This is a genomic window from Pseudomonas ogarae (assembly GCF_014268695.2).
GTDB classification, from domain to species: domain Bacteria; phylum Pseudomonadota; class Gammaproteobacteria; order Pseudomonadales; family Pseudomonadaceae; genus Aquipseudomonas; species Aquipseudomonas kilonensis.
This window is the reverse complement of sequence record NZ_CP077086.1, coordinates 2,025,706-2,049,293: the sequence shown is the minus strand read 5'-3', so window position 1 is coordinate 2,049,293 and position 23,588 is coordinate 2,025,706. Positions and strand designations below refer to the sequence as shown.

Sequence of the window (23,588 nt, the reverse complement as noted above, 5' to 3'; positions counted from 1 at the left end):
GAATCAGCCCTCCTTCACAGGAGCGGGCGCCGACTGGCCGCTGTCTTTCAGGGCCTTGGTCACTTCCGGCGGCATGTATTTTTCGTCGTGCTTGGCCAGCACTTCGTCGGCCACCACCACGCCGTCGGCATTGAGCTTGCCCAGGGCAACGATGCCCTGCCCTTCGCGGAACAGGTCCGGAAGGATGCCGCGATAGGTGATGGTCACGGTCTTGCTGAAGTCGGTGACGTTGAACTTCACGTCCAGCGAATCCCCGGAACGCACCAGCGAACCTTTTTCCACCATGCCGCCGGCGCGGATACGCGTGTCTTTCGGCGCTTCGCCGTTGGCGATCTGGGTCGGGGTGTAGAACAGGTTGATGTTCTGCTGCAAGGCGCTCAGGGCCAGGGCGACTGCGGCACCGACACCCACCAGGATCGCAAGAATGATGATAAGACGTTTTTTGCGCAGCGGATTCACTGACCGTTCTCCCGGCGCAGACGACGCGCCTCTTGTTGCAGATACCGCTTGCGGGCCAGGATCGGCACCGCCACGTTGAGGACTACCACTGCCAGGCAAATGCCATAGGCTGACCAGACATACAGGCCATGATGGCCCATGGCGAGGAAATCGCCGAATGAAGCGAAACTCATCGAGCGGCCTCCAGGCAGTTCTGTACTTCGGCCTTCACCCAACTGGCCCGGGACTCGCGCTTGAGCACTTCCAGGCGCATGCGCAGCAACAGCACCACGCCGAAGAAACAGTAGAAACCCAGCACGGTCAGCAACAGCGGCAGCCACATTTCGACGGGCATCGCCGGTTTTTCGGTGAGGGTGAAGGTCGCGCCCTGGTGCAGGGTGTTCCACCACTCCACCGAGTACTTGATGATCGGGATGTTGATCACACCGACAATCGCCAGCACGGCGCAGGCCTTGGCGGCACTGTCACGATTGCTGATGGCGTTGCCCAGCGCAATAAGACCGAAGTACAGGAACAGCAGGATCAGCATCGACGTCAGTCGCGCATCCCAGACCCACCACGACCCCCAGGTCGGCTTGCCCCAGATGGCCCCGGTGACCAGCGCCACGGCGGTCATCCAGGCACCGATGGGCGCGGCGCATTGCAGGGCGACGTCGGCCAGCTTCATCTTCCACACCAGCCCGACCACACCGCACACCGCCAGCATCACGTAGACGGACTGGGCCAGCATCGCCGTGGGCACGTGGATGTAGATGATGCGGAAGCTGTTGCCTTGCTGGTAGTCCGGCGGTGCGAAGGCCAGGCCCCAGACTACGCCAAAACCAATCAGCAACAACGCAGCAATGCTCAACCATGGGAGCAGTTTGCCACTGATGCCGTAGAACCATTTGGGTGAGCCGAGCTTGTGAAACCAGGTCCAGTTCATTGCTGTTTCCATCACGGTTGCGGCTCGCCATCGCGAACCGCCGGGTCAGCCTTTACTTCCGAAGAAGTGGTCAGTTTTTGACCAGGCCTCGTTATTATTCGCCGACGCTGATTTTCAGGCCAGCGGCTATTGCAAAGGGTGTCAGGGTTATCGCCAGGGCGGTCAGGCTCCCAAGCCACAGCAGATAACCGGTCGCGGGCATCCCTTGCAAGGCCGCTTGCAAGGCACCACTGCCCAGGATCAAGACTGGGATATACAACGGCAGGATCAGCAGCGCCAGCAACAGGCCGCCGCGCTTCAAACCCACCGTCAATGCCGCGCCCACCGCACCGAGCAGGCTCAGCACCGGCGTGCCCAGCAGCAGTGATACCAGCAGCACCGGCATGCACGCGCCGGGCAGCCCCAGCATCATCGCCAGCAGCGGCGAGAGCAGCACCAGCGCCAGCCCGGAAAAAACCCAGTGTGCCAGTACCTTGGCCAAAACCAGAAGGGCCAGGGGGTGCGACGAAAGGACCCACTGTTCCAGTGAACCGTCTTCGAAATCACTGCGGAAAAGCCCGTCCAGCGAGAGCAGGACCGATAAAAGCGCGGCCACCCAGACCAGCCCCGGAGACAAGGTTTGCAACAATTGAGTCTCCGGACCGACCGCCAACGGGAACAGCGCGATGACGATCGCGAAGAACACCAGCGGATTGGCCAGTTCGGCCGGACGACGGAACAGCAGGCGCGCCTCGCGGGCAAGCAACAGGCCAAACACACTCATACGGCCCAGTTCCCCAGATCAATGTTGCGATAACCGGCCGGCATTCGCGCCAGCGTGTGGTGGGTGGTCAAGAGCACCATGCCGCCGTTTTCACAGTGCCGGGCCAGGTGTTCCTCGAGCTGCGCGACGCCCTGCTTGTCCAGGGCGGTGAATGGTTCGTCGAGAATCCACAGCGGAGGGCTGTCCAGGTACAGCCGGGCCAGGGCCACGCGGCGTTGCTGGCCGGCGGACAGGGTGTGGCTCGGCACGTCTTCGAAGCCGCGCAGCCCTACCGCCGCCAACGCCTGCCAGATCGTCTCGCGGCCGGCCGGCGTATGCAATGCGCAGAGCCAACTGAGGTTTTCTTCGGGGGTCAGCAAGTCCTTGATGCCGGCGGCATGGCCGATCCAGAGCAGGTTGCGGGCCAGTTCGCTGCGCTGGCTGTGCAAGGGTTGGCCATTGAGCAACACCTGGCCTGCGGTGGGCTGCATCAATCCGGCCAACAGGCGCAGCAGGCTGGTCTTGCCGCTGCCGTTGGGGCCACTGATTTGCACCATATCGCCACGCGAGAGTCTCAATTCGAGATTTTCGAAAAGCAGTCGCAAGTCTCGCTCACAGGCGAGGCCGACGGTTTGCAGGAGAGGATTGCTCAAGGGATCGCGGGCCTTATACGGTTCAAGTCGGCGGTGCAGCGGCCGTTAAAGAGGTGCAGCATAGATGCTTTGACGACCTGTTCCACAGAGCTGCGTCAAACAATTGCAAGGTTTTCGCCACTCCCTGAAAGACGGGCGGCATTATACATGCCCTACCCTACTCTCAAGAGAGCTTATTTCCCCAAGGTAAGACCGCAAATGACAGGCGACATGAACATCCTGCCGCTGCCCCAGCCCACGGCAACGACGCGTACACCGGTGGTCAGTGGCGAGCTGCTCAAACTGCTGGTGCCGGCCCAAGGCCTGATCGGCTCGGGCCAGACCGCCCAGGCCGAAGTGCTATCGCTCAAGCAGGCCGACCAGACTTTCCAGCTGTTGCTCAAGGTCACCCTGGAGAGCGGCCGCCAGACCACCGTGCAAGCCACCAGCACCCAGCCGCTCCCTCAGGGCACCAGCCTGGCCGTGACCCAACCGTCCGCCAGCAACCTGGCGATTGCCGTGCAACAGGCCGTGGCGTCCAGCGTGGCCACCTTGACGCGCATCGACACGGCGCAGATGCCGGTCGGCACGCTGCTGCAAGGCAAGGTGCTGACCAGCCAGGCGTTGCCAGCATTGCCCGGGCAACCGGCGGTCTATCGGTCGTTGGTGAGCCTGCTCAACACCGCCCAGGCTGGCACTACCCTGGACATCGACAGCCCCCAACCGCTGCGCATCGGCACGCTGTTGAGCGCCCAGGTGCAAGATGCCCGGACGCTGAAATTCGTTCCGCTGAGCAACCGCCAGGAGCAACTGGCGGTGAGCCAGCAACTGGTCACCCAAGTGAGTCGCCAGGGCTCGCTGGACAGCCTGATCAGCGCACTGCAAAACCTGCCGGCCACTGATGACACCGGCACCGAACTGCGCGCCGCGGTGACTCGTTTGCTGGCGGGCCTGCCGGATGTCCAGCAACTGAGCACACCCAAGGGTTTGGCCCAAGCCATGGTCGCCAGCGGCGTATTCCTGGAAAGCAAATTGCTCGCCGGACAACCACCGAGCCTGGCGCCGGACATGAAAGGTGACCTGCTGAAACTGATCGCCCAACTGACACCGGCCCTGCCCGCCTCCACCAACCTCAGCGCCATCATTGCCGCCAATACGCTGGCCCAAGTTCTGCCCAGCTTCGTACGCAGCGCCCTGGGGATGCTCGGCCAGGTCAGCGCCAAGCCGCAACCCACCAGTTTCCCCCTGCCCTCGCGCCAGATGAAAGGCCAGGACGAAGAAGGCGACCTCGAACACCTGCTGCGCCTGGCCGCTGCCGCCGTGTCACGCCTGCAAAGCCATCAATTGTCGAGCCTGGAGCAGACCGGCCTGACCGACGACGGTCGGCTGATGAGCACCTGGCAACTGGAAATCCCGATGCGCAACCTGCAGGACATCGTGCCGTTACAGGTCAAGTTCCAGCGCGAGGAAACCCCGCCACGAGAACAACCACACGAGCGCCGGGAAGAACGCGAGCCGAAACAGCAACTCTGGCGGGTGGAACTGGCATTCGACATGGAACCGCTTGGCCCCTTGCAGGTTCAGGCCCAGTTGCTCAGCGGCAGCCTGTCCAGCCAGTTGTGGGCAGAACGGCCGTATACCGCGAGCCTGATCGAAAACAACCTGACAGCCTTGCGGGAGCGCCTGGTGACCTGTGGCCTGAACGTCGGCGACCTGGACTGCCACCTCGGCACCCCGCCCCAAGGCCCCAAGACGCGCCTGGAACAACGCTGGGTGGACGAAACCGCATGACAACCCACACCGAACCCCGCCAGGCCATTGCCCTCAAGTACGATGGCCACCACGCCCCGACCCTCACCGCCAAGGGCGACGAAGCCCTGGCCGAGGAGATCCTGCGTATTGCCCGCGAAAGCGAAGTACCGATCTATGAAAATGCCGAGCTGGTGAAGCTGTTGGCACGGATGGAGTTAGGAGACAGCATCCCGGAAGAGCTGTACCGCACGATTGCCGAGATCATCGCGTTTGCCTGGAACCTCAAGGGCAAGTTTCCCCAAGGCCATGACCCGAATGTGCAGAGTGTCGAGAAGGATGTAACCGACCGCGGCGACGATTACTGATCTGTGGCGAGGGGATTTATCCCCTCGCCACGGGGGCGCCGGGCCGGAAAAATCAGTTCGCCAGAAAAACCTGTGGGAGCGAGCTTGCTCGCAATGACGGGCTCACATCCGACATTTCTATCGACTGTCACACCGCTATCGCGAGCAAGCTCGCTCCCACATTGGATTGGGGGTGAAGGCGATCAGCCGCCCTTGTGCAGCTTGCTCATCAACTCCGCCTCGGCCTGGGTCAGGCCGCAGGCTTGGGTCAGTTCGTCGACGCTGGCGCCCATGCCCACCAGGCGGGCGGCCTGGGCGAAGGACAGGCTGGAGGGGTCGCGCTGTTCCAACTGGGCGAGTTTATCCGGCAACGGCGCGACCACGGCACGCAGCTCATGGAGCGCTTCGCCCATGCGCACGGTGCCGTTCTGGTAATCGTCGACGCGCTTGGCCAGGTCCTTGATGCGCTGGTCGCGCAGCGCATCGCCCTGGGCCTGCTGAGCGGCGATCTGCCGCTGGCCACGTATGTACGCCAAGAACATCGCCAGCGTGCCTGCCCAGAAAAGGAACAGGACAATGACTGCTACCTCAAGAATCAAATCAGATACTCTCCAGTTCCGACCACTCTTCTTCGCTCATCATCTTGTCCAGTTCAACCAGAATCAGCAACTCGTTGTTCTTGTTGCACACGCCCTGAATGAACTTGGCGGACTCTTCGTTACCCACGTTAGGCGCAGTCTCGATTTCCGACTGACGCAGGTAAACCACTTCGGCGACGCTGTCGACCATGATGCCAACCACTTGCTTGTCGGCTTCGATGATGACGATCCGGGTGTTGTCGCTGATCTCGGCATTCATCAGGCCGAAGCGCTGGCGGGTATCGATCACCGTGACCACGTTGCCACGCAGGTTGATGATGCCCAGCACGTAGCTCGGCGCACCCGGAACCGGGGCGATCTCGGTATAGCGCAGCACTTCCTGAACGCGCATCACGTTGATGCCGTAGGTTTCGTTATCGAGCTTGAAGGTCACCCATTGCAGAATCGGATCTTCAGAACCCTTTTGAGACGACGCCTTATCATTCATACCCTGACCCCTCGAAAAACCGCCTGTGGCGGCGTGTATTCTGTCCGGCGACGCTGTGCGCCACCGGTTGTCTTATTTCGGTTTCTGGACCGGCTTGCTGCCGCCCAGGTGTTTTGCCCCGCCGCTGGCGATCAGCTCCGCCAGCTCGGAAACGTCCAGCAAGGCGCACATGTGCTCGATCACCGTACCGGCCAGCCATGGCCGTTGCCCTCGATGGCTGCGCCACTTGATCTCGTTCGGGTCCAGGCGTAGCGAACGGCTGACCTGATGCACCGCCAACCCCCACTCGTAACCCTGCACCGAAATCACGTACTGCAAGCCCTGGCGAAAATCATCGCGATAACGGTCCGGCATGACCCAGCGCGCGGTATCCAGGACCTTCAGGTTGCCGGCCTGGCTCGGCAGGATCCCGAGGAACCATTCCGGCTGGCCAAACAACGGTGTCAATTCCTGCCCGGCCAGGGAATAAATCGATCCCAGGCATACCAGCGGCACCGCCAGGGTCAACCCGGCCACATCGAACAACAAACACTCGAACGGCTCGGCAGCCCAGGCCGGACGGTCGTCTCCCGGCACCGGTGGCGGCGGATTGCTCGGCGGCAGGTGGATTTCCACCACCGGCGTCACCAGGCCTTGTAGCAGCGGGGCAACGGTCGAGACCGGCGCCAGGATCGGCGCAGGCGCGTCCATGACCGCCACCTGAGGCTTGATAAACGGTGCCTCGACCGCTGCAGCCACTACTGCTTTCTGTGCGTCACGGGCCTGCTCTTCGAGCACGGCCGCTTGAAATTCATCCAGCACACCCTTGGCTTCGACATTCTCGGGCAACGCCTCGATCACGCTTGGCTGTGGTGGCATTTCTTCGGTCGCTTCCTGCAACAGCCCATCCAGATAGGATTGCAGGGCCATTTGCGGACGCGAGGTTGTCTTTATCGGGCGGCTCATAGGAACAGTGCGCCACTTGAAGAGGTTATCGGCATGAATGCGGTAGGACTTGAGCGCTCGCAAGCGAACACGATGCCAGTGGAAAGCCTCGTCACTTAAGCCACCTGCTGCGGAACAAGCTGCTGGGCCAGCAGGTGCTTGAGCAGCGCCCGGTAAGCCAGCACGCCACGGCTCTTGCCATCGAATTGCGAAGGGGTCACTCCGGCGCGACTAGCGTCCCGCAGGCGGGTGTCGACGGGGATATAGCCTTGCCAGATGTCCTCCGGGTACTTGTCCCGCAACACCCGCAAGGTGCCCAGGGAGGCCTGGGTACGACGATCGAACAGGGTTGGCACGATGTTGAAGGCCAGCGTCTGCTTACGCGAGCGGTTGACCATCGCCAGTGTATTGACCATGCGTTCCAGGCCCTTGACCGCCAGGTGCTCGGTCTGTACCGGAATGACCAATTGTTGGCTGGCTGCCAAGGCATTGACCATCAGCAAACCCAGCAACGGTGGGCTGTCGATGATCGCGTAATCGAAATCCTGCCACAGCTGCGCCAGACTCTTGGCGATCACCAGGCCAAGCCCGCTCTGCCCGGGCGACTGTCGCTCCAGGGTGGCGAGGGCGGTGCTCGACGGCAGCAGGGAAATCCGCTCATCGCTGGTGGACAATAGCAACTGCCCCGGCAGGCCCTCGGGCACAACGCCCTTGTGCAGGAACAGGTCGTAGTTGCTGTGCTCCAGGCTGTCGGGGTCGTAGCCGAAATAGCTGGTCATCGAGCCATGGGGGTCCAGATCGACGATGACCACGCGCTTGCCCGCCTCGGCCAGCAACCCGGCTAAAGCGATGGAAGATGTGGTCTTGCCCACACCACCTTTTTGATTGGCGACTGCCCAGACTCTCATTCGGATCGTTCCTCCCGGCCGAAACAGGCTCGACCGAGAAATAGCTCGGTTATAAAGCGGGTGACGGAGAATTGACGGCACTCTGTCTTCCCGGCGACTTGACCGGAGCCGGTGCAGTTTGTGTGCCAGCCCGCTTCAGTGCCGCATCCGGAGTTGCATTGGTCGTACCGGTACCGGTCAGGCTGCGACGCACATCGAGGTTACGCGACACCACCAGCACCACCCGCCGGTTGCGCGCACGCCCATCGGCAGTGGCGTTATTGGCGACCGGCTGGAACTCGCCATAGCCCACCGAGGCCAGGCGACCAGGCTTCACGCCCTGCATCGCCAGCATGCGCACGATGCTCGACGAACGGGCCGAGGACAGTTCCCAGTTGGTCGGGTACTGCGCGGTACGGATCGGTTGGTCGTCCGTGAAGCCTTCGACATGGATCGGGTTGTCGAAGGGCTTGAGGATCGCCGCGACCTTATCGATGATGTTGAACGCCATGTCGCTGGGCATGGCATCGCCGCTGCCGAACAACAGGCTGGAATTGAGTTCGATCTCGACCCACAACTCGTTGCCGCGCACGGTCATCTGGTTGGAGCTGATCAGGTCGCCGAACGCCGCGCTGATGTCGTCGGCGATGCTTTTCAATGGATCGCTGCCACCGGAGATACCGGCATCGACCTGCTCGCTGTCCTTGACCAGGGGTTTGGCCGGCGTGGTGGTCTTGGGCCGTTCATCGCCGATGGGGATAGGCTTGAGGGCGCGATCGGAGTCGGTAAAGACACCGATCAACGCCTCGGAAATGACTTTGTACTTGCCTTCGTTGACCGACGAGATCGAATACATGACCACGAAAAAAGCGAACAGCAGCGTGATGAAGTCGGCGTAGGAAACCAGCCAGCGTTCATGGTTGACGTGTTCTTCACGATGCCTACGACGTGCCATGCTCCATATCCCCCATTAGTCCATGAAGCCTTGCAGCTTCAACTCAATGGAGCGCGGGTTTTCACCTTCGGCGATCGACAGGATCCCTTCCAGCAGCATTTCGCGATAGCGCGACTGGCGCAACGCGATGGACTTGAGCTTGGCCGCGATGGGCAGCAGCACCAGGTTGGCACTCGCCACGCCGTAGATCGTGGCGACAAACGCCACGGCGATGCCGCTGCCCAGTTGCGACGGATCGGCCAGGTTGCCCATCACATGGATCAGGCCCATCACCGCACCGATGATGCCGATGGTCGGCGCGTAGCCGCCCATGCTTTCGAATACCTTGGCGGCCTCGATGTCGCGACTTTCCTGGGTGTAGAAATCCACCTCCAGGATGCTGCGGATGGCTTCCGGCTCGGCGCCGTCCACCAGCAATTGCAGGCCTTTGCGTGAGTAGCTGTCGGGCTCGGCATCAGCCACCCCTTCCAGGCCCAGCAAGCCTTCCTTGCGCGCGGTCAGGCTCCAGTTCACCACGCGATCGATACCACCGGCCAAATCGACACGGGGCGGGAACAGAATCCAGATCAGCACTTGCATGGCACGCTTGAAAGCACTCATGGGCGACTGCAACAGCGCCGCGCCAATGGTGCCACCGAGCACGATCAACGCCGCCGGGCCGTTGGCCAGCGCGCCCAGATGACCGCCTTCCAGATAATTGCCGCCAATGATGGCGACGAACGCCATGATGATGCCAATCAGGCTGAGCACATCCATTAAATGCAGGCCTCGACCAGGTGTCTACCGATGTCGTCCAATCCGTACACCGCGTCGGCAAGATCGGCTTTGACGATGGCCATTGGCATGCCGTAGATCACGCAACTGGCTTCGTCCTGGGCCCAGATTGCACTGCCGCCCTGCTTGAGCAGGCGCGCGCCTTCGCGACCATCGGCCCCCATGCCGGTGAGCACCACCGCCAGAACTTTGTCACCGTAGGACTTGGCCGCAGAACCGAAGGTAATGTCCACGCAAGGCTTGTAGTTCAGACGCTCGTCGCCCGGCAGGATTTTCACCGCGCCGCGGCCATCGATCATCATCTGCTTGCCACCCGGGGCCAACAACGCCAGGCCTGGACGCAGGATGTCGCCATCCTCGGCTTCCTTGACGCTGATGTTGCACAGCTTGTCCAGGCGCTCGGCAAACGCCTTGGTGAACGCTGCGGGCATGTGCTGGATCAGCACGATGGGGGCCGGGAAGTTGGCCGGCAACTGGGTCAGGACCCGTTGCAGCGCCACCGGGCCACCCGTGGACGTGCCGATAGCGACCAGCTTGTAGGCCTTGCGCTTGGGTGCCGGCGACGACGCACTGGCGGGCGCCTGGCGAGCCGGCGCAGGTGCCGGGGCGCTGCGTACCGGTGCCGGATTGAAGCTGCTCGATGCAGTCGGCGTCGGCGACGGTGCCGGGCTTGGCGCCGCAACAGGGGCTGGCGCCGGTGCGCTGTAGGCACCGACACGGCGGTTGCTGCGGGAAATGCTATGGACTTTTTCGCATAGCAACTGCCGGACCTTGTCGGGGTTGCGCGAAATGTCTTCGAAGTTCTTCGGCAGGAAATCCACCGCCCCGGCGTCCAGCGCATCGAGGGTCACTCGGGCGCCTTCGTGGGTCAGGGAGGAGAACATCAATACCGGCGTCGGGCAGCGCTGCATGATATGCCGCACGGCCGTGATGCCGTCCATCATCGGCATCTCGTAGTCCATGGTAATCACGTCCGGCTTGAGTGCCAGGGCCTGATCGATCGCCTCTTTGCCGTTGGTCGCGGTACCGACGACCTGAATACTCGTGTCCGCCGAAAGAATTTCCGAGACGCGGCGGCGGAAAAACCCCGAATCGTCCACCACCAGGACTTTAACTACCATAAACACTCCGTTAGACGAGGCGCGGCCCTGGGCCACGCCCCTCCAGAATCAAATACGCCGGGCGGCGTAACGCTTGAGCATGCTTGGCACATCGAGAATCAATGCGATGCGACCGTCGCCGGTGATGGTGGCGCCGGACATGCCCGGGGTGCCCTGGAGCATCTTGCCCAACGGCTTGATGACCACTTCTTCCTGGCCCACCAATTGGTCGACGACAAAGCCGATCCGCTGGGTGCCCACCGAAAGGATCACCACATGGCCCTCGCCCTGCTCTACATGAGCGGCGGAGCTGACCAGCCAGCGCTTGAGGTAGAACAGTGGCAGTGCCTTGTCCCGTACGATCACCACTTCCTGGCCGTCCACCACGTTGGTGCGCGACAGGTCGAGGTGGAAGATCTCGTTGACGTTGACCAGCGGGAAGGCGAATGCCTGGTTGCCCAGCATCACCATCAGGGTCGGCATGATCGCCAGGGTCAACGGGACCTTGATGACGATCTTCGAGCCCAGGCCCTTGGTCGAGTAGATATTGATCGAACCGTTGAGCTGGGAAATCTTGGTTTTCACCACGTCCATGCCCACGCCACGGCCCGACACGTCGGAGATCTCGGTCTTGGTCGAGAAGCCCGGGGCGAAGATCAGGTTGTAGCACTCGGTGTCGCTCAGGCGGTCGGCGGCATCCTTGTCCATCACACCGCGTTTCACCGCGATGGCACGCAACACGTTCGGGTCCATGCCTTTGCCGTCGTCGGAGATCGACAACAGGATGTGGTCGCCCTCCTGCTCGGCGGCCAGGATCACCTTGCCGCCACGGACCTTGCCTGAAGCTTCGCGTTCTTCCGGCGACTCGATGCCGTGGTCAACCGCGTTGCGCACCAAGTGGACCAGCGGGTCGGCCAGGGCCTCGACAAGGTTCTTGTCGAGGTCGGTCTCTTCACCCACCAGTTCCAGGTTGATTTCTTTCTTGAGCTGGCGAGCCAGGTCGCGAACCAGGCGCGGGAAGCGCCCGAAGACTTTCTTGATCGGCTGCATCCGGGTCTTCATGACCGCGGTCTGCAGGTCCGCCGTGACCACGTCGAGGTTCGACACGGCCTTGGACATGGCTTCGTCCTGGCTATTGAGGCCCAGGCGCACCAGACGGTTACGCACCAGCACCAGTTCGCCGACCATGTTCATGATCTCGTCCAGGCGTGCGGTATCGACCCGAACGGTGGTCTCGGCTTCGCTGGCCGGTTTGTCCGCTGGCGCAGCCGCCGGAGCACGGGCTGGCGCCGGGGCAGCAGCGGCAGGCTTGGCGGGCTCGGCCTTCGGTTCCGGTGCCTTGGCAGCGGGTTTTGGCGCAACCTTGGCCGCCGGCGCGGCCGCAGTGGCGGCAGCAGGCGCAGCAGAAGCCGTACCGACTTCGCTGAACTTGCCTTTGCCATGCAGCTCATCGAGCAGGGATTCGAATTCGTGGTCGCTGATCAGGTCGCTGCCCGCGGCAGCGGCGGCGGGCTTGGCCGGCGTCGGCGCCGAAGCGATGGCCGAATCCAGTGCGTCAACGGCAAAGGTGCCCTTGCCATGCAACTGATCGAGCAACGCTTCGAATTCGTCGTCGGTGATGTCCGAGCTGTCGCCCGCGGCTTTCGGCGCGGCGGGGGCCGCCGCCGGGACCACGGCATCAGGCGCGAACTGGCCCTTGCCATGGAGCTGGTCGAGCAGTGACTCGAACTCGGCATCGGTGATTTCATCGCTGCCAGCCCCATCGGCGGCCGGCGCTGCAGGTGCAGAAGGTGCAGCCGGTGCCTCGGCCTGGGCCTTGACGGCATTCAGGGAGTCCAGCAGTTGTTCGAATTCGTTATCGGTGATGTCGCCCGATTCCTCGGCGACCGGTTCTTCAACCACGGCCTCGGCAACCGGAGCCGCTTCGTCAGCCGATTGCGGCTCGGCCAGGCGCGACAGCGCGGCGAGCAATTCGGGGGTGGCAGCCGTAATCGGCGAGCGCTCACGCACTTCGCTGAACATACTGTTGACCGCATCCAGCGCTTCAAGCACCACGTCCATCAATTCCGAATCAACGCGACGCTCACCCTTGCGCAGGATGTCGAACACGTTCTCGGCAATGTGACAGCACTCCACCAGCTCGTTGAGCTGGAGGAAGCCGGCGCCTCCTTTTACAGTGTGGAAACCGCGAAAAATTGCATTGAGCAGATCCGCATCATCTGGTCGGCTTTCCAGCTCGACCAGCTGTTCGGACAGTTGCTCTAGAATCTCGCCGGCCTCAACCAGGAAATCCTGAAGGATCTCTTCATCGGCGCCGAAGCTCATTAATGGCTGCTCCTAAAACAGGGCTAAAACTCAGAATCCAAGGCTGGACAGCAAATCGTCCACATCGTCCTGACCGGACATAACGTCTTCTCTTTTATCGGCATGAATCTGCGGACCTTCACCCTGAGAGAGATGTTTTTGTGGATCTTTTTCAGCAAGCATCGCTTCACGGTCGTGTTCGATGCCTGCAAAGCGGTCGACCTGGCTGGCCATCAACACCAGTTTGAGCAGGTTGCTTTCCACTTCGGTGACCAGTTGGGTCACACGCTTGATCACTTGGCCGGTCAGGTCCTGATAGTCCTGAGCCAGCAGAATGTCGTTGAGATTGCTTGCCACGGCGCGGTTCTCGGTGCCGCTGCGCGTCAGGAAACCGTCGACGCGACGGGCCAGCTCCCGAAACTCTTCAGCGCCGACTTCGCGACGCATGAACCGGCCCCAGTCGGTACTCAAGGCCTGGGCTTCTTCGCTCAGGCCATTGACCAGCGGCGTTGCACTTTCCACCAGGTCCATGGTGCGGTTGGCCGCGGCCTCGGTCAGCTTGACCACATAACCCAGACGCTCGGTGGCGTCGGTGATCTGCGAGACTTCCTCGGCCTGCGGCATATGCGGGTCGATCTGGAAATTGACAATCGCGCTGTGCAATTCACGCGTGAGCTTGCCCACTTCCTGATACAGACCGCGGTCACGGGTCTGGTTGAGCTCATGGATCATTTGAACCGCATCGCCAAAGCGACCTTTTTCAAGGCTGTCGACCAGTTCGCGGGCATGTTTTTTCAGGGTCGATTCGAAATCGCCCATTGAAGATTCGTTGTCCATAGCTCCCCCGTGGCGCCGTTAACCGATGCGTTCGAAGATTTTTTCGATCTTCTCTTTCAACGCCTGGGCCGTGAAGGGTTTGACCACATAGCCGTTTACACCGGCTTGGGCCGCTTCGATGATCTGCTCGCGCTTGGCTTCGGCAGTGACCATCAGCACCGGAAGATGCTTGAGCTTTTCGTCGGCGCGCACATGGCGCAGCAAGTCGATACCGGTCATGCCGGGCATGTTCCAGTCAGTTACCAGAAAGTCGATGCTCCCGCTGTTGAGGACCGGAATGGCTGTGATGCCATCATCCGCCTCGACCGTGTTGGTGAACCCAAGGTCACGCAACAGGTTTTTTATGATCCGCCGCATCGTTGAGAAGTCATCAACGATGAGGATTTTCATGTTCTTGTCCAATTCGACCTCCAAGCAGTCTTAAACGCGCCCAGCACCTGGACGCGCCATTTCAATCAATCCGGCACAACACTCGACAACGGTCCGGAGCACAACGGATGGAGACTGGCGCAGTACCTGCCAGGCCAGCCTCGTTCGCAGCGTCCCCACACTGCCTGTCAACGCGCTCGCCACTCCCCCAAACGCCCCCGCAAACGGGCCGCGCACTGGCTGTGTAACTGGCTGACCCGCGATTCGCTGACCCCCAGGACCTCACCGATTTCCTTGAGGTTCAGCTCTTCGTCGTAGTACAGCGCCAAGACCAGTCGCTCACGCTCCGGCAAATTGGCAATCGCATCCGCCAGCGCACTCTGGAAACGTTCATCTTCCAGGTCACGCGACGGCTCCATGTGAGCACTCGCGTTATCCTCATGCAGCCCTTCGTGTTCGCCGTCCTGCAACAGGTCGTCGAAACTGAACAGGCGGCTGCCCAAGGTATCGTTCAAAATCCCGTAATAATCGTCGAGACTCAATTGGAGTTCGGCCGCAACCTCGTGATCTTTAGCGTCACGCCCGGTTTTAGCTTCAATTGCCCGAATTGCATCGCTGACCATGCGGGTATTGCGATGCACCGAACGCGGCGCCCAATCGCCCTTGCGGACTTCATCGAGCATGGCCCCGCGAATGCGAATACCGGCATACGTCTCGAAACTGGCGCCCTTGCTCGCGTCGTATTTGTTCGACACTTCGAGCAGGCCGATCATGCCCGCCTGGATCAAGTCTTCGACCTGGACACTGGCCGGCAAACGCGCCAGCAAGTGATAGGCGATACGCTTGACCAGCGGTGCGTAACGCTCGATCAATTCGTACTGGGCGTCCCGTGCCGATTTTTTGTAGAGATGGTTGTAACCGCTGGCTGTCATAGCACGGGCCCTGCTGTTTGTTGCACAAGACGCTCGACGAAAAATTCCAGATGCCCGCGGGGGTTGGCCGGCAGTGGCCAGGTGTCGACCTTCTGGGCGATCGCCTTGAACGCCAGCGCGCATTTGGAACGTGGAAAGGCTTCATAAACGGCACGTTGCTTCTGGACGGCCTTGCGAACGCTTTCGTCGTAAGGCACTGCGCCGACGTATTGTAGGGCGACGTCCAGGAAGCGATCCGTGACCTTTGTCAACTTGGCGAACAGGTTGCGTCCTTCCTGCGGGCTCTGGGCCATGTTGGCCAGGACGCGGAAGCGGTTCATGCCATAGTCGCGGTTAAGCAGTTTGATCAGGGCATAGGCGTCGGTGATGGACGTCGGTTCGTCGCAGACCACCAGCAGCACTTCCTGGGCAGCGCGGACGAAACTGACGACCGAGTCACCAATACCGGCCGCGGTATCGATCACCAGCACATCAAGGTTGTCGCCGATGTCGCTGAACGCCTGGATCAGGCCCGCGTGCTGGGCCGGGGTCAGGTGAACCATGCTCTGGGTGCCGGAGGCAGCCGGCACGATGCGAATCCCGCCCGGCCCCTGCAACAACACGTCACGCAGTTCACAGCGCCCTTCAATCACGTCCGCCAGGGTGCGTTTGGGTGTAAGCCCCAACAACACGTCGACGTTCGCCAGGCCCAGGTCGGCGTCCAGCAGCATGACCCGTCGGCCAAGCTCTGCCAGAGCCAGGGACAAGTTCACTGACACGTTAGTCTTCCCGACGCCACCTTTGCCGCCGGTCACCGCGATCACCTGTACGGGATGCATGCTGCCCATGTTCGTTCTTTACCTTGTCTTACTTAGACGGAGGCCACATTACTGGCTGCGCGTTCGCATACGGAACAATGCATGGCAGACCATCGATGTAGGTACAAAAAATATTCATGATTACCTCAGCCGACCTGCTTGGTCGGGCTGTGGTAGATATCAGCGAACATATCAGCCATGGCTTCTTCGCTGGGTTCTTCCTGCATTTGCACACTCACGGCACGACTGACCAGTTGATGACGGCGCGGCAGATGCAAATCATCCGGGATCCGCGGCCCGTCGGTCAGGTAGGCCACCGGTAGTTCATGACCGATCGCCAGGCTCAACACCTCGCCCAGGCTTGCCGTTTCGTCCAGCTTAGTCAGGATGCAGCCGGCCAGCCCGCAGCGTTTGTAGCTGTGGTATGCGGCGGTTAGAACCTGTTTCTGGCTGGTGGTTGCCAACACGAGATAATTTTTTGACTTGATACCGCGCCCGGCCAGGCTCTCGAGCTGCATGCGCAGGGCTGGATCGCTGGCTTGCAGGCCCGCGGTATCGATCAGCACGACGCGTTTGCGCAGCAGCGGCTCCAGTGCCTGGGCCAGGGATTGACCCGGATCCACATGGGTCACCGACACATTGAGAATCCGGCCGAGGGTCTTGAGTTGCTCCTGGGCACCGATGCGGAAACTGTCCATGCTCACCAAGGCAATGCTCTGGGCGCCGTACTTGAGTACATAACGGGCGGCGAGCTTGGCCAGGGTGGTGGTCTTGCCCATGCCGGCAGGACCGACCATGGCAATCACCCCACCCTCTTCCAGCGGCTCGACTTCCGGCGTGGCGATCATCCGCGCCAGGTGCGCCAGCAACATGCGCCAGGCCTGGCGAGGCTCTTCGATACCATTGATCAGCGCCAGCAGGTCCCGGGACAACGGGCCGGACAGGCCGATGCGTTGCAGGCGACGCCACAGGTTGGCCTGGGCTGGACGGCTGCCTTGCAGTTGGTTCCAGGCCAGGGAGCCGAGCTGGACTTCCATCAGCTCGCGCAGGCTGTTGAGTTCAAAGCGCATCGAGTCCAGGGCGCGCGGGTCGACACCCCGGGCAGGCGCTGCTGGCGCCGGCTCAGGACGACGCGGTTCGGCTTGGGCCTGCTCGATCAGCGGTTCGGCAGCGGTCAATGGCAGGCCGGCGGTCAGCGGCTGACCGGCGAACAATTGACGATTGGTACCCGCCGCGCCCTCGCCTTCGCTGCTGCGCAGGCTCAGTTCGGCCTGGGCGCTGGCGATGCGAGATTGGGTCTTGCGCAGCTCGTCTTCGAGTTCCATGTTAGGAACCCGCGGGGCCAACGCAGACAGTTTGTAATCCAGGGCAGCCGTCAGCTCGACACCGCCGGCGATACGACGGTTGCCAATGATGGCTGCTTCAGCGCCCAGCTCGTCACGAACCAGTTTCATGGCCTGACGCATGTCGGCGGCGAAAAAACGCTTCACTTGCATAAACCACTACCTCAGCCGTTGGGCCCTACTGTCGCAACGATGGTCACTTGCTTGTTGTCCGGTATTTCCTGGTACGCCAGCACATGCAGCCCCGGGACCGCGAGGCGCCCGAATCGCGAGAGCATCGCGCGAATCGGACCGGCCACCAGCAGGATCACCGGCTGGCCTTGCATCTCTTGCCGCTGGGCTGCTTCGATCAGCGAACGCTGCAGCTTCTCGGCCATGCTTGGCTCCAGCAGGACACCCTCTTCCGAGCCTTGTCCTGCCTTCTGCAGACTATTGAGCAATATCTGTTCCAACCTTGGCTCCAAGGTGATCACAGGCAGCTCAGACTCAGTGCCTACAATGCTTTGGACGATTGCGCGGGACACGCCGACCCGAACCGCAGCCACCAGGGCGGCGGTATCTTGACTCTTGGAAGCGTTGTTGGCGATAGCCTCGGCAATACTGCGTATGTCGCGCACAGGCACTTGCTCGGCCAATAGCGCCTGCAACACCTTGAGCAATTGCGACAACGAAACCACACCCGGCACCAGCTCTTCAGCCAGCTTGGGCGAGCCTTTTGCCAATACTTGCAGGAGTTGCTGGACTTCTTCGTGGCCAATCAGCTCGCTGGAGTGCTTGTACAGGATCTGGTTCAAGTGGGTCGCCACCACCGTACTGGCGTCCACCACGGTATAGCCGAGGGACTGGGCCTGGGCCCGCTGGCTGATTTCGATCCACACCGCTTCCAGGCCGAAAGCCGGATCCTTGGCGGTGATGCCGTTGAGGCTGCCGTAGACCTGCCCGGGGTTGATCGCCAATTCGCGGTCGGGGTAGATCTCGGCCTCGGCCAGAATCACCCCCATCAAGGTCAGGCGATAGGCGCTCGGCGCCAGGTCTAGGTTGTCGCGAATATGCACGGTGGGCATCAGGAAGCCCAGGTCCTGGGAGAGCTTCTTGCGCACCCCCTTGATCCGCGCCAGCAACTGACCACCCTGGTTGCGGTCGACCAATGGAATCAGGCGATAGCCGACTTCCAGGCCGATCATGTCGATCGGCGTCACGTCATCCCAGCCCAGCTCCTTGGTTTCCATGGCGCGGGCCGGCGACGGCAGCAGTTCCTGCTGGCGCTTGACCTCTTGCAGGGCCTGGACTTTCTGCACGTTCTGTTTTTTCCAGAACAGGTAGGCGCCGCCGGCAGCCAGAGCAGCCATGCTCAGGAAGGAAAAGTGCGGCATTCCCGGCACCAGGCCCATTACAGCCATCAGGCCGGCAGCAACCGCCAGGGCCTTGGGCGAGGCGAACATTTGCCGGCCGATCTGCTTGCCCATGTCTTCGGAGCCCGAAGCACGGGTCACCATGATCGCGGCAGCTGTGGATAACAACAGTGATGGCAATTGCGCCACCAAACCGTCACCAATGGTCAACAAGGCGTAGACCTTGCCAGCGTCGCCGAACGTCATGCCATGCTGGAAGATACCGACGGCCATGCCGCCGATCAGGTTGATGAACAGAATCAGCAGGCCAGCGATGGCGTCACCGCGCACGAATTTGCTGGCACCGTCCATGGAACCGTAGAACTCGGCTTCCTGGGCGACCTCAAGGCGTCGTGCCTTGGCCTGGCCCTGGTCGATCAGGCCAGCGTTGAGGTCGGCGTCGATGGCCATCTGCTTGCCGGGCATCGCATCAAGAGTGAAACGTGCGCTCACCTCGGAAATCCGCCCGGCACCTTTGGTCACCACGACGAAGTTGATGATCATCAAGATGGCGAAGACCACGATACCGACCACGTAGTTGCCGCCGATCACCACCTCACCGAAGGCTTGGATCACCTTACCGGCAGCCGCGTGGCCCTCATGACCATGGATCATCACGACGCGGGTGGACGCCACGTTCAGCGCCAGACGCATGAGCGTCGCCACCAGCAGAATGGTCGGGAACACCGCGAAGTCCAGCGGCCGCAGGGCGTATACGCATACCAGCAGCACGACGATCGACAGGGCGATGTTAAACGTGAAGAACACGTCCAGCAGGAACGGCGGTACCGGCAGCATCATCATGGCGAGCATGACCAGCAGCAACAGCGGCACGCCCAGATTACCCCGACTGAGGTCTGCTACGTTGCTGCGTGCGGTGCTGAATAACTGAGAGCGATCCACCAATATTCCCCGTTCCTGTGAAGCAATCTTTTGACGCCCGGAGGGGGCGCAGACGGGGTATTGCAAGAAGCCTTCCAACTTTTCTCAAAGGCTGAAATAGAGGGGTTGAAGGGACGCTGACCTGCGGGAGCGAGCTTGCTCGCGATAGCGATTTGTCAGTCACACCCATAGTCGACTGAACCAGCGCAATCGCGAGCAAGCTCGCTCCCACAGGGTTTTGTGCCAGCCGACTCAGGAATCGCGGCGCAAATCCGGCGGGATCGGCAGGTCTTTTAGCGGCTCGGGGCGCTTGCCCTTGCCGGCGCGGTGTTGGCGGATCTGGTAGACGTAGGCCAGCACCTGGGCCACGGCCAGGTACAGGCCGCCAGGGATTTCCTGGTCGAGTTCGGTGGAGTAGTAAATCGACCGCGCCAGGGCCGGGGATTCGAGCAGCATCACCTCATTGGCCACGGCGATCTCACGGATCTTGAGCGCCAGGAAGTCACTGCCTTTGGCCAGCAACACGGGAGCGTTGCCTTTTTCGGGGTCGTACTTGAGGGCTACGGCGTAGTGAGTCGGGTTGGTGATGACCACATCGGCGTCGGGGATCGCCGCCATCATCCGCCGCTGGGAGACCTCGCGCTGCAACTGACGGATCCGCTGCTTGACCTCCGGCTTGCCCTCCTGATCCTTGTGCTCGTCGCGTATCTCCTGCTTGGTCATCATCAACTTCTGCTTGCTCTGATAGAGCTGGATCGGCACATCGATGGCAGCGATCAGGATCAGGCCGCAGGCCATCCACAACGTACTCCAGCCCACCAACTGCACGCTATGGATGATCGCCTGTTCAAGCGGCTCGTGAGCGATGCGCAGCAGGTCGTCGATGTCGGCTTGTAAAACCGTCAACGCGACGAAAAGAATCAGGAAGAATTTTCCAAGAGCCTTGAGCAACTCCATCAAGGCAGTCGTGGAAAACATCCGCTTGAGGCCGCTGGCCGGGTTCATCCGGCTGAATTTCGGCGCCAGGCTCTTCCCGGCGAACAACCAGCCACCCAAAGAAATAGGACCAATGATGGCTGCCAGCAGGAGGAATATCAGCACCGGCTGTACCGCCAGAATCGCGATTTTGCCTGAATGCAGCAAATACTGACCCATCGCGCCCGGACTGAGCAGCACCTCACGAGGCAGGGAGAAGTTCAGGCGCATGATATCCAACAGGTCCAGGGCCAACCCGCCACCATAAATCAGCAACCCGCCCGCCCCGGCCAGCATCACCGCCAGCGTGTTGAGCTCCTTGGATCGGGCAATCTCACCCTTTTCCCGGGACTCGCGCTTGCGCTTTTCCGTGGGGTCTTCTGTCTTGTCCTGACCACTCTCACTCTCGGCCATGGTTCAGCGTGCCTGTGCCATGTCGCGTAATAGCTGCAAGGCCTGGGTGGCCAGCGGCTGATACTGGTTGAGGATATCCCCCAGGCTGACCCAGAAAATCACCATGCCCAGCACGAGGGTCAGCGGGAAGCCAATGGAGAAAATATTCAGTTGCGGCGCCGCGCGGGTCATCACGCCAAACGCGATGTTGACCACCAGCAACGCGGTGATCGCCGGCAATACCAGCACCATCGCCGCGCCCAGGACCCAGCCGAGCTTGCCGGCGATTTCCCAGAAATGATTGACCAGCAACGCACTGCCCACCGGCATCGTGGTGAAACTCTCGGTCAATACCTCGAACACCACCAGATGCCCGTTCATGGCGAGGAACAACAGAGTCACCAGCATCGTCAGGAACTGACCGATCACCGCTGTGTTGACGCCGTTGGTAGGGTCGATCATGGACGCGAAGGCCATACCCATCTGGATCGAGATGATTTGCCCGGCCACCACGAAGGCCTGGAAGAACAGTTGCAGAGAAAACCCCATCAAGGCGCCGATGAGGATCTGCTCGGCAATCAACATCAGGCCGCTGAGATCCAAGGCATTGACCGGCGGCATCGGTGGCAATCCAGGCGCAATGACTACCGTGATGGCCAAGGCGAAATACAGCCGCACGCGGGTCGGCACCAGGGTCGTACCGAACACTGGCATGCTCATCAGCACCGCGGCGACGCGAAACAGCGGCAGGATGAACGACGCCACCCAGGTACTGATCTGGGTGTCCGTCAGCGCGAGCATCGACATGGGTCAGCCGATCAACTGCGGAATACTGCCGTACAGCTGCAGGATGTATTCCATGAAGGTTTGTACCAGCCAGGGGCCAGCGACGATCAGCGTCACCAGCATCACCAGAAGGCGCGGCAGGAAGCTCAAGGTCTGTTCGTTGATCTGGGTCGCGGCCTGGAACATTGCCACCAGCAACCCCACCAGCAGGCTGGGGATCACCAGGATGGCAACCATTATGGTCGTCAGCCAGAGCGCTTCACGGAACAGGTCTACCGCTACTTCAGGCGTCATATCGTCCTACCCGCACAAAAGGCCTAAACACCGCCGAAACTGCCCGCCAGGGTACCGATGATCAGCGCCCAGCCATCCACCAGCACAAACAGCATGATCTTGAACGGCAGGGAAATGATCAGCGGCGAGAGCATCATCATGCCCATGGCCATCAGGATACTGGCGACCACTAGGTCAATGATCAGGAACGGGATGAAAATCATGAAACCGATCTGGAAAGCGGTCTTGAGCTCGGACGTCACGAACGCCGGCACCAGGATGGTCAGCGGCGCCTGATCGGCACTGGGGATATCGGTGCGCTTGGACAGGCGCATGAACAGCTCCAGGTCGCTGCTGCGAGTCTGCGCCAGCATGAAATCCTTGATCGGCACTTCAGCCTTGGCCACGGCATCCTGAGCGGTGATTTTTTCTGCCAGGTAGGGTTGCAGCGCGTCCTGGTTCACCCGGTCGAACACCGGCGCCATGATGAACATGGTCAAAAACAGCGCCATGCCGGTGAGGATCTGGTTCGAGGGCGTCTGTTGCAGGCCCAGGGCCTGGCGCAGGATCGAAAAGACAATGATGATCCGGGTAAAGCTGGTCATCAGCATGACGAACGCCGGAATGAAACTCAGCGCGGTCATGATCAGCAGGATCTGCAGGCTGACCGAGTATTCCTGGGCCCCTTCGGCATTGGTGCCGAGGGTGATCGCCGGGATCGACAGCGGATCGGCGGCGAACGCCAACGGTGCGGCCAGCATCAGGGCCAATGCCAACAGAATGCGCAACGGCATTACTTTTTATCCTTCTGGTCTTTACCCAACAGTTCCATGAGCCGCTGGGCAAATTCGGGGCTGGCCTGCTCGGCGGAGGGCATCTGCACCGGCTCCTTGAGGACGTGCAAGGCGGTAATGGTGCCCGGGCTCAGGCCCAGCAGGATCTGCTCATTGCCGACCTGCACCAGCACCAGCCGGTCGCGCGGCCCGAGCGCGCGGGAACCGATGATGTCGATGACCTGCCCCTTGCCCGCCGGCCCCGCCTGCTGCACGCGCCGCAACAGCCAGGCGAGAAAGAAGATCAAGCCCAGCACCAGCAGCAAGCCAAGTACCAGTTGCGCCAATTGTCCGGCGACACCACTGCCTACTGCCGGCGCAGCGGCGGCCGTGGCAACCGGTTCGGCCGCCAGCACGCTCAATGGCAGCATCGCGACTGCAGCGAAAAAACCTTTCACTCAGCGCAGCTTCTTGATGCGTTCGCTCGGGCTGATCACGTCCGTCAGGCGAATGCCGAACTTCTCGTTGACCACCACCACTTCGCCATGGGCGATCAAGGTGCCGTTGACCAGCACGTCGAGCGGCTCGCCAGCCAGGCGGTCCAGCTCGATCACCGAGCCCTGGTTGAGCTGCAGCAGGTTGCGAATGTTGATGTCGGTGCTGCCCACTTCCATGGAGATCGACACCGGGATATCGAGGATCACATCCAGGTTCGGGCCATCGAGCGTCACCGGCTCATGACTCTTCGGAACGCTGCCAAATTCTTCCATTTGCAAGCGGCTGGACGCATGGGCGCCAGTGTCGGCCGCCAGCAAGGCATCGATGTCTGCTTGCCCGGCATCGCCGGTTTCTTCCAGGGCCGCAGCCCATTCATCGGCCAGCGCCTGGTCATCCTGGGTATTCATATCGTCAGCCATCATTTGTCCTCGGCGGGCAAAAATCAGTTAAAAACG

The 23,588-nt window shown here is 61.3% G+C and carries 27 protein-coding genes; 2 read left to right on the top strand and 25 right to left on the bottom strand.

What is annotated here, in order from left to right; genetic code table 11:
- Positions 1-3 precede the first annotated feature (3 nt).
- The 5 genes from ccmE to ccmA all read right to left on the bottom strand — a co-directional run bounded on the left by ccmE (position 4) and on the right by ccmA (position 2,779).
- Entirely contained in the window at positions 4-459 is a 456-nt protein-coding gene (gene ccmE / locus HU749_RS09170) for a cytochrome c maturation protein CcmE (RefSeq protein WP_014337191.1), read from the bottom strand.
- Complete coding sequence (gene ccmD, locus HU749_RS09165; protein WP_014337190.1) at positions 456-632, bottom strand: heme exporter protein CcmD; 177 nt, start codon at positions 630-632, stop codon at positions 456-458. The genes ccmE and ccmD overlap by 4 nt, the downstream gene beginning before the upstream one ends.
- Entirely contained in the window at positions 629-1,384 is a 756-nt protein-coding gene (locus HU749_RS09160) for a heme ABC transporter permease (protein WP_079305282.1), read from the bottom strand. The genes ccmD and HU749_RS09160 overlap by 4 nt, the downstream gene beginning before the upstream one ends.
- A gap of 94 nt (positions 1,385-1,478) precedes the next feature.
- Complete coding sequence (gene ccmB / locus HU749_RS09155; RefSeq protein ID WP_003199151.1) at positions 1,479-2,147, bottom strand: heme exporter protein CcmB; 669 nt, start codon at positions 2,145-2,147, stop codon at positions 1,479-1,481.
- Positions 2,144-2,779: a cytochrome c biogenesis heme-transporting ATPase CcmA gene (gene ccmA, locus HU749_RS09150; protein WP_079305280.1), complete on the bottom strand. Its 636-nt coding sequence runs from the start codon at positions 2,777-2,779 to the stop codon at positions 2,144-2,146. The genes ccmB and ccmA overlap by 4 nt, the downstream gene beginning before the upstream one ends.
- A gap of 198 nt (positions 2,780-2,977) precedes the next feature.
- Here ccmA and fliK point away from each other — a divergent pair, with 198 nt between their 5' ends.
- Together fliK and HU749_RS09140 are read left to right on the top strand one after the other, a co-directional pair.
- The gene (gene fliK / locus HU749_RS09145) at positions 2,978-4,549 is read left to right on the top strand and encodes a flagellar hook-length control protein FliK (RefSeq protein ID WP_095962659.1); all 1,572 of its coding nucleotides are present in this window, start codon (positions 2,978-2,980) and stop codon (positions 4,547-4,549) included.
- On the top strand, positions 4,546-4,875 hold the full coding sequence (locus tag HU749_RS09140) for an EscU/YscU/HrcU family type III secretion system export apparatus switch protein (protein WP_046063001.1): 330 nt from the start codon (positions 4,546-4,548) through the stop codon (positions 4,873-4,875). Before fliK ends, HU749_RS09140 begins: the two co-directional genes overlap by 4 nt.
- Positions 4,876-5,057: 182 nt before the next feature.
- On the opposite strand, the gene HU749_RS09135 is transcribed toward HU749_RS09140, so the two are convergent.
- The 20 genes from HU749_RS09135 to fliN all read right to left on the bottom strand — a co-directional run bounded on the left by HU749_RS09135 (position 5,058) and on the right by fliN (position 23,552).
- The gene (locus tag HU749_RS09135) at positions 5,058-5,453 is read right to left on the bottom strand and encodes a DUF2802 domain-containing protein (RefSeq protein ID WP_003183966.1); all 396 of its coding nucleotides are present in this window, start codon (positions 5,451-5,453) and stop codon (positions 5,058-5,060) included.
- A 1-nt stretch (position 5,454) separates the two neighbouring features.
- A complete protein-coding gene (locus HU749_RS09130; RefSeq protein ID WP_003199144.1) occupies positions 5,455-5,940 on the bottom strand; it encodes a chemotaxis protein CheW in 486 nt (161 codons plus the stop codon).
- A 72-nt stretch (positions 5,941-6,012) separates the two neighbouring features.
- The gene (locus HU749_RS09125; protein ID WP_079305276.1) at positions 6,013-6,885 is read right to left on the bottom strand and encodes a CheW domain-containing protein; all 873 of its coding nucleotides are present in this window, start codon (positions 6,883-6,885) and stop codon (positions 6,013-6,015) included.
- Between the two features lie 95 nt (positions 6,886-6,980).
- Positions 6,981-7,772, bottom strand: a complete 792-nt coding sequence (locus tag HU749_RS09120) for a ParA family protein (RefSeq protein WP_014337183.1) — start codon at positions 7,770-7,772, stop codon at positions 6,981-6,983.
- 49 nt (positions 7,773-7,821) lie between these two features.
- On the bottom strand, positions 7,822-8,706 hold the full coding sequence (gene motD, locus HU749_RS09115) for a flagellar motor protein MotD (RefSeq protein WP_079305274.1): 885 nt from the start codon (positions 8,704-8,706) through the stop codon (positions 7,822-7,824).
- A 15-nt stretch (positions 8,707-8,721) separates the two neighbouring features.
- Positions 8,722-9,462, bottom strand: a complete 741-nt coding sequence (locus tag HU749_RS09110) for a flagellar motor protein (RefSeq protein ID WP_003199135.1) — start codon at positions 9,460-9,462, stop codon at positions 8,722-8,724.
- On the bottom strand, positions 9,462-10,601 hold the full coding sequence (locus HU749_RS09105; RefSeq protein ID WP_014337181.1) for a protein-glutamate methylesterase/protein-glutamine glutaminase: 1,140 nt from the start codon (positions 10,599-10,601) through the stop codon (positions 9,462-9,464). Before HU749_RS09105 ends, HU749_RS09110 begins: the two co-directional genes overlap by 1 nt.
- Positions 10,602-10,649: 48 nt before the next feature.
- Positions 10,650-12,905, bottom strand: coding sequence for a chemotaxis protein CheA (locus HU749_RS09100; protein WP_186649699.1), 2,256 nt, complete (start codon positions 12,903-12,905; stop codon positions 10,650-10,652).
- 30 nt (positions 12,906-12,935) lie between these two features.
- Positions 12,936-13,721 (bottom strand): protein phosphatase CheZ, encoded by a 786-nt coding sequence (locus HU749_RS09095; protein ID WP_041475794.1) that lies wholly within the window; start codon positions 13,719-13,721, stop codon positions 12,936-12,938.
- Between the two features lie 18 nt (positions 13,722-13,739).
- The gene (locus HU749_RS09090) at positions 13,740-14,111 is read right to left on the bottom strand and encodes a chemotaxis response regulator CheY (RefSeq protein WP_008006721.1); all 372 of its coding nucleotides are present in this window, start codon (positions 14,109-14,111) and stop codon (positions 13,740-13,742) included.
- Between the two features lie 167 nt (positions 14,112-14,278).
- Entirely contained in the window at positions 14,279-15,022 is a 744-nt protein-coding gene (gene fliA, locus HU749_RS09085) for an RNA polymerase sigma factor FliA (protein ID WP_014337177.1), read from the bottom strand.
- Positions 15,019-15,849: a flagellar synthesis regulator FleN gene (gene fleN / locus HU749_RS09080; RefSeq protein ID WP_003184001.1), complete on the bottom strand. Its 831-nt coding sequence runs from the start codon at positions 15,847-15,849 to the stop codon at positions 15,019-15,021. Before fleN ends, fliA begins: the two co-directional genes overlap by 4 nt.
- 116 nt (positions 15,850-15,965) lie before the next feature.
- Positions 15,966-17,315 carry a flagellar biosynthesis GTPase FlhF gene (gene flhF, locus HU749_RS09075; RefSeq protein WP_095973956.1) on the bottom strand — a complete coding sequence of 450 codons (1,350 nt, stop codon included), beginning with the start codon at positions 17,313-17,315 and terminating at the stop codon, positions 15,966-15,968.
- Positions 17,316-17,326: 11 nt separating this feature from the next.
- A complete protein-coding gene (gene flhA, locus HU749_RS09070) occupies positions 17,327-19,456 on the bottom strand; it encodes a flagellar biosynthesis protein FlhA (RefSeq protein WP_095962660.1) in 2,130 nt (709 codons plus the stop codon).
- 231 nt (positions 19,457-19,687) lie between these two features.
- Positions 19,688-20,824 carry a flagellar biosynthesis protein FlhB gene (gene flhB / locus HU749_RS09065; RefSeq protein WP_046062996.1) on the bottom strand — a complete coding sequence of 379 codons (1,137 nt, stop codon included), beginning with the start codon at positions 20,822-20,824 and terminating at the stop codon, positions 19,688-19,690.
- 3 nt (positions 20,825-20,827) lie between these two features.
- A complete protein-coding gene (fliR, locus tag HU749_RS09060) occupies positions 20,828-21,610 on the bottom strand; it encodes a flagellar biosynthetic protein FliR (protein WP_014337171.1) in 783 nt (260 codons plus the stop codon).
- Positions 21,611-21,613: 3 nt separating this feature from the next.
- On the bottom strand, positions 21,614-21,883 hold the full coding sequence (gene fliQ, locus HU749_RS09055; RefSeq protein WP_014337170.1) for a flagellar biosynthesis protein FliQ: 270 nt from the start codon (positions 21,881-21,883) through the stop codon (positions 21,614-21,616).
- A gap of 23 nt (positions 21,884-21,906) precedes the next feature.
- On the bottom strand, positions 21,907-22,656 hold the full coding sequence (fliP, locus tag HU749_RS09050) for a flagellar type III secretion system pore protein FliP (RefSeq protein ID WP_003199111.1): 750 nt from the start codon (positions 22,654-22,656) through the stop codon (positions 21,907-21,909).
- Complete coding sequence (fliO, locus tag HU749_RS09045; RefSeq protein WP_079305270.1) at positions 22,656-23,093, bottom strand: flagellar biosynthetic protein FliO; 438 nt, start codon at positions 23,091-23,093, stop codon at positions 22,656-22,658. The genes fliP and fliO overlap by 1 nt, the downstream gene beginning before the upstream one ends.
- Positions 23,094-23,552 carry a flagellar motor switch protein FliN gene (gene fliN / locus HU749_RS09040; RefSeq protein ID WP_003199107.1) on the bottom strand — a complete coding sequence of 153 codons (459 nt, stop codon included), beginning with the start codon at positions 23,550-23,552 and terminating at the stop codon, positions 23,094-23,096.
- Positions 23,553-23,588: the final 36 nt, after the last annotated feature.